Genomic DNA, 5,779 nt, shown 5'->3' on the forward strand with positions numbered 1-5,779 from the left:
TTATGCCTGAAAAAGAAGACATCCCCGCAATCATTGCGGATATACGAGACAGGTTAAACCTCTCGCAGGAAGACCTCGCAATGAAACTCGGCGTTTCCTTCTCAACCCTCAACGGCTGGGAGAACGGACGCCGCGCGCCGCGCAACAGAAACCTCGGCAAAATAATAGAAATGGCGGAAGCCGTTGAACAGTCCGGCGGGGCGGACGCGCCGCGCCGCCTGAAAACAAAGCGGGACGTGCTCAGCACAAAGGTTATGGAGCAGATGCTGTGGGACGCCGCATGCTCCGTCAGGGGCGAGAAAGACGCGCCGAAATTCAAGGACTACCTGCTTCCCCTTCTCTTCCTCAAACGCCTTTCCGATGTGTTTGAAGACGGCATGGAACGGCTCGCCGAAGAACACGGAAGCATGGAAAGGGCGGAAATTCTCGCATACAAAGACAGGGAACTCACCCGCTTTTACCTGCCGCCGGAAACCCGGTGGGAGGCGCTGAGCGGCAGAAAACCCTTCAAATGGCGCGAAGGCAAAGAGCCGGCAACCCTCGGAGAGCAAATCACCGCCACCATGAGAGCCATAGCGCGGGAAAACCCGCAACTGCTCGGCGTCATAGACCGCGTTGACTACAACAAGCAGTCCGGCGGCGAGCGCGAGGTCAGCGACGAGGCGCTCAAGGGGGTCATAGAGAAGTTTTCAAAGCCGCGCTACCGGCTGGGCCTTCTTGATGTTGAGCCGGACTTTCTGGGGCGTTGTTACGAATACCTTCTGAGAAAGTTCGCCGAGGATTCCGGGCAGGCGGCGGGGGAGTTTTTCACGCCCACCGAAGTCGGCTGGCTTATGGCGCGGGCGATGAAGCCCAATCCGGGCGAAACGGTCTATGATTACGCATGCGGCTCAGCCGGGCTGCTGATAAAGTGCGAACTCGCCCTGCTTGAGCGCTATCCCGATGTGAAGAAAGGAGCGCCGTTGAAACTGTTCGGGCAGGAAATAGGCGCGGACAACTACGCAATGGCGCGAATGAACTCCATCATCCACGATATGGAATGCGAGATCACCCGCGGAAACTCAATGAGCAACCCGAAATTCTACAAAGGGGGCAAGTTGCGGGCGTTTGACATAGTGGTTGCCAATCCGATGTGGAATCAGCCGTTTGATGTGTCGGTTTATGAGAACGACCAGTTTGACAGGTTTGAATCTCAGGGCGGTTTCACAACGGGAAAAGCGGATTGGGCGTGGTTGCAGCACACGGCGAAATCCCTGAAACCCGCCGGAAGGGCGGCGGTTGTGATAGACACGGGGGCGGTAACGCGCGGAAGCGGCGCGTCCGGGCAGGACAGGGAAAAGAAAATCCGCAAGTGGTTTGTGGAAAACGATTTGATTGAAGGCGTAATCCTGCTTCCGGAAAACCTGTTTTACAACACAACGGCGGCGGGCATTATCATCCTTCTGAACGGGAAGAAAGGCGAAGGGCGGAAGGGGAAGATTGTGTTAATCAACGCGGGCGGCGAGTTCAAAAAGGGCAGGCCCAAGAATTACCTGACCGATGAGGGGGCAAAGAGGATAATAAACGTTTTCTCCGGCGGAAAGGATGAGGAGCGGTTTTCAAAGGTGATAACCGCAAGAGAGGCGGCGGAGAATGATTACAATCTTTCGCCTTCACGATACATAGACACAAGCGAGAGGGAGATTCTCCGCCCGTTGCCGGAGATATACGGGGAGTGGGAGGCGCTTAAAATCGCGGAGAAGAAATCGGACAGGGAGATTGGGAGGATATTCAGGGAGATGGGAGGGGTGAAGTGAAGATGGAAGCCGGTCTCTTGACATCTTTTGTTGTGTGCGGTATATGTAGGCATTCATTTGCTCCCCCTCGGAGTCCTCTGGGAGTGTTCTTCGGAATTCCCGGAGCTCTGAGTGGGGTTATTTCATTAGAAACATTTGCCCCCCCTCGGAGCAATTCGGGAACTTTCCTCGGAATTCCTGAAACTCCGCAGGGGGTTATTTTTTGCTCTGTTGACATACCAGACAGGGAAATATACAATGAAAACATCTACTCCCTCTCGGACACGCCACGACACAGTTTCGAGCCTCTGAGAGGGTTATTTTTTGCTCTGTGGGGTTGTTGGCAATGAGTGAAACATCAGCAATAAAATTACAAAACGACAAGCGGATTGAGGAACTGTTTCAAGAGTGGAAGGCATCCAAAGTTATGTCAAATTTCCTTCGCAATAATGACTACTGGAACAAACTGGAGGAAAAAACGCGACTGGAATGGAATTACAATTCAAACCGTATGGAGGGAAACAATCTCACTTACGATGAGACCGTCGCCCTTATCCTTGAAGACAGAGAGGAAGGGGGGCGCTCCGAGCGCGACTACATGGAAATGAAAGCGCACGACTTGGCAATAGAGAAGGTCAGGGAGTTTGCGGTAAACAGAAAACTTACCGAAGCCGACATCAGAAGCCTGAACCGAACCATTCTCAAAAAAAAGTTTTGGAAAGAAGCGGAAACACCGGACGGGAAGAAAACCCGGAAAGAGATTATCCCCGGACAATACAAGAAACAGCCCAATCATGTGCGAACTGAAACGGGAGAGATATTCAAGTTTGCCGAACCGGCGGAAGTTGCGCCGAAAATGCAGGAGTTGGTTGAGTGGTTCAATACGGAGATACAAAACCCGGCTCTAAAGATACCCTCTTTCCTTGCGGAGTTGCATCACCGCTTCATTCTTATCCATCCTTTTGATGACGGCAACGGGCGCATAGCGCGGCTGTGGATGAATTATGCCTTGGTGAGACTCGGCTACCCGCCTATGGTTATCAGGAGCGAGGACAAGGAAAACTATTTTGCGGCTTTACAGAAAGCGGACGGCGGAGACATGGACGCTCTTGCGGTTTATCTTGGCAATACGCTTATTGAGTGGCTGGAGATAGGCGTTAGGCTGGCAAAGGGGGAAAAGGTTAGGAAGCCGGGGGATCTTGACAAAGAAATCTCCTCTTTCATTGAGAGAAAGAGAGCCAAAGGGCTTGAAGAGATAAAGCAACTGTCAAAAGAAGTCATAAATGAGTTGTATGAGAGCCTGTATGTGCCTCTCTTTGAAATACTTGAAAGCAGGTTTGAAGCGTTTGATGAACTGTTTTCCTCCAAAGAGATTTCATTTGAAATAGGCGGCGTGAAAGGCGAAACGGATTGGAGAGAGGAACTTCAAAAGTATGTGGAAAACTGGAATATAAACGCAAACAATACTGTCAGATTGCAGATTGTCTATTCAGAATACAGAGGGACAAAGCCGTTTGATATGGATGTTGAACTTTCCATCTCAACACATCAATCTCAATATGAAGTGAGAATAAGTCCGAGGGTTCGCTCATGGTTGGACGGATCATTTAGTGAAAGAAAAATTTATTCGCATGTATTGACGAGACTGGAAATAGAAAACCTGATTGAGAGAGGAAGAAGGCACTTTTTCAATCAACTTAAAAGGGAGGCGGATTCTGCGGAGAGGTGAAATAATGAACCTTGAAGAAACAAACAAGCGGATTGAGAAACTGTTTAAGGAATGGCGGGGGTTGCAACCGCTTGAGCCGGAGTATCAGGAAAAACTGGAAAAGAAGATCCGGCTGGATTGGAACTTTCACTCAAACCATATTGAGGGAAATCCTCTGACAGTCGGGGAGACAGTTTCATTACTTGAGAACAAACTCCGCGAAGGTGGTCATAGCGCACGCGATTATGATGAGATGGAAGGACACGATGCCGCAATCAATGAAATCAAAACACTTGCGGAAGATACAAAACAAACACTGACGGAAGCGAAATTACGCAATCTCAATAAAATGGTACTTGGCAGTAAGCCGTTTATGAAAGACGCTATAACACCGGACGGGAAACCAACAAGAAGAAAGATCACACCCGGAATATACAAAACAGAACCTAACAGTGTGGAGACCGCAACGGGAGAGATGCACTACTTTTCAGACCCCTCTGTTGTTCCGGCGGAAATGGATGATTTAATGAAGTGGTTTCGCAAAAATCTGGACTCTCAGTCAAAACCAATTGCTTCATTTATCGCTGAACTTCACTACAGATTTATAAACATTCACCCGTTTGATGACGGCAATGGCAGAGTTGTGCGACTTTTGATTAACTATGTTTTGTTGCGGTTTGGCTATCCGCCTTTAGTTATTAAGAGTGAAAACAAGAAGTCATACATCGCGGCATTGCGAAAAGCAGATGACGGAGATATAAATGCCCTTGCAGATTATCTTGGCAATGCGCTTGTTTTCTGGCTGGAGAAGGGGGTTAAGGCGGCAAAAGGAGAGAGCATTGAGGACATTGAGGATGCTGACAAGGAAACGGAGATGTTTATACGAGACCAAAAAGCCAAAGGGTTAAGAACTCCTCTTACTGTTGAGTATTTTGAGGAAATATACAACAACTCTCTTTCAGATTTGTTAGAGAACTTTGTAAAAGAATTTAGCGTATACGCAGACTTATTTCATACAACTTTATTAAAAACGGACGCGAGACTTTTAACTCCGGAAGGTATGGCACTACCAGTAAAACTATTGCAAAAGACACTGACAGATATAGGAATCAATTCAGTAATACAAAACGAAAATATCGCAAAAGTAAAAGAGGAAATTGCAAATTATTTCATGAAAGACGACAACCCCGACTTACGCGAGACCATACCTACAGTAATAAATGGGAACGGATTTATGACAACCTACATTGTTTGCGAATACTCCCAATACAAAGCGCGACAAGTGGAAAACCCTTTTCAACTAAAGGTAACCATATCAATTATTTGGGGAGAATTGACATATCAAACAGGCATAATGGTCACCAAAATACGAAACAGATATGTTGACTCTAGGGAAGGAACTGGACTAAAAAGAATGGACTACAATATCAGATGGTCAAAAAAAGAGATGAAAGAGTTTTTTGCACAAGGCAAAAACTTAGTCCTTAAAACATTGAAAGAGGAAACGGGAGCATAGCGATGAAGGAAGTGATAGACAAAAAAACACCAACAGGATGGAATGTTGTGAAACTTGGCAATGAACTTGAGTTGTTGTATGGCAAATCTCTTAAAAAAGACTCTCGCGAAGGCGGACATTACCCTGTTTATGGCTCAAATGGAATAGTGGGATTCCACAATCAAAAGGCTGTAACTGGTCCCGGAATTATAGTAGGTCGCAAAGGGTCTATTGGGAAAGTCCACTATAGCAAAAAAGATTTCTATCCTATTGACACCACCTATTATGTATCACTCAAGAACCCCCATAATACCTTGTTCATTTTTTACCTTCTAACTTACTTGAAACTTGATACCATGAATGCCCACAGTACGATACCGGGTCTTAATCGCAAGCAAGTGTATTCAATAGAGACTTACTTCCCTCCCCTATCTCAACAAAAGCGCATTGCCAAGACCCTTTCAACCATACAAGAGGCGATTGAGACACAAGACAAAATCATCGGCAATCTTCGGGAACTCAAGAAGGTTGTAATGGAGAAGGTTTTCACAAAAGGACTGGACGGCGAAAAGACAAAGCAAACGGAGATTGGAGAAATGCCTGAGGGGTGGGAACTAAAAACAATAGATCAAATTGCCGATATACACAACACGCTAAGACAACCTATAAACTCAGTAGAAAGGTCTAACATCAAAGGGGTTTATCCTTACTGTGGAGCAAACGGCATAGTTGACCACATAAACGATTACAGATTTGATGGTGAGTATGTCCTTATAGCAGAAGATGGCGGATATTGGGGCA

4 protein-coding genes are annotated in these 5,779 nt (G+C 47.0%); all 4 read left to right on the forward strand.

Annotation, left to right across the window (positions count from 1 at the left end; all coding sequences use genetic code 11):
* Nucleotides 1–2: 2 nt before the first annotated feature.
* A complete protein-coding gene (locus OXF42_06080) occupies nt 3–1,796 on the forward strand; it encodes an N-6 DNA methylase (GenBank protein ID MCY4047651.1) in 1,794 nt (597 codons plus the stop codon).
* Nucleotides 1,797–2,121: 325 nt separating this feature from the next.
* The gene (locus OXF42_06085) at nt 2,122–3,504 is read left to right on the forward strand and encodes a Fic family protein (protein ID MCY4047652.1); all 1,383 of its coding nucleotides are present in this window, start codon (nt 2,122–2,124) and stop codon (nt 3,502–3,504) included.
* Nucleotides 3,505–3,508: 4 nt separating this feature from the next.
* Complete coding sequence (locus OXF42_06090; protein ID MCY4047653.1) at nt 3,509–4,999, forward strand: Fic family protein; 1,491 nt, start codon at nt 3,509–3,511, stop codon at nt 4,997–4,999.
* A gap of 2 nt (nt 5,000–5,001) precedes the next feature.
* On the forward strand, nt 5,002–5,779 hold a 778-nt coding region (locus tag OXF42_06095), incomplete at its 3' end, for a restriction endonuclease subunit S (GenBank protein ID MCY4047654.1).

Source organism: Candidatus Dadabacteria bacterium, assembly GCA_026708565.1.
Taxonomy (GTDB): domain Bacteria; phylum Desulfobacterota_D; class UBA1144; order Nemesobacterales; family Mycalebacteriaceae; genus Mycalebacterium.

Coding starts and splice junctions, on each gene's coding strand:
- OXF42_06090 (MCY4047653.1), top strand. CDS start 3,509: ATGAACCTTGAAGAAACAAACAAGCGGATTGAGAAACTGTTTAAGGAA.
- OXF42_06080 (MCY4047651.1), top strand. CDS start 3: ATGCCTGAAAAAGAAGACATCCCCGCAATCATTGCGGATATACGAGAC.
- OXF42_06085 (MCY4047652.1), top strand. CDS start 2,122: ATGAGTGAAACATCAGCAATAAAATTACAAAACGACAAGCGGATTGAG.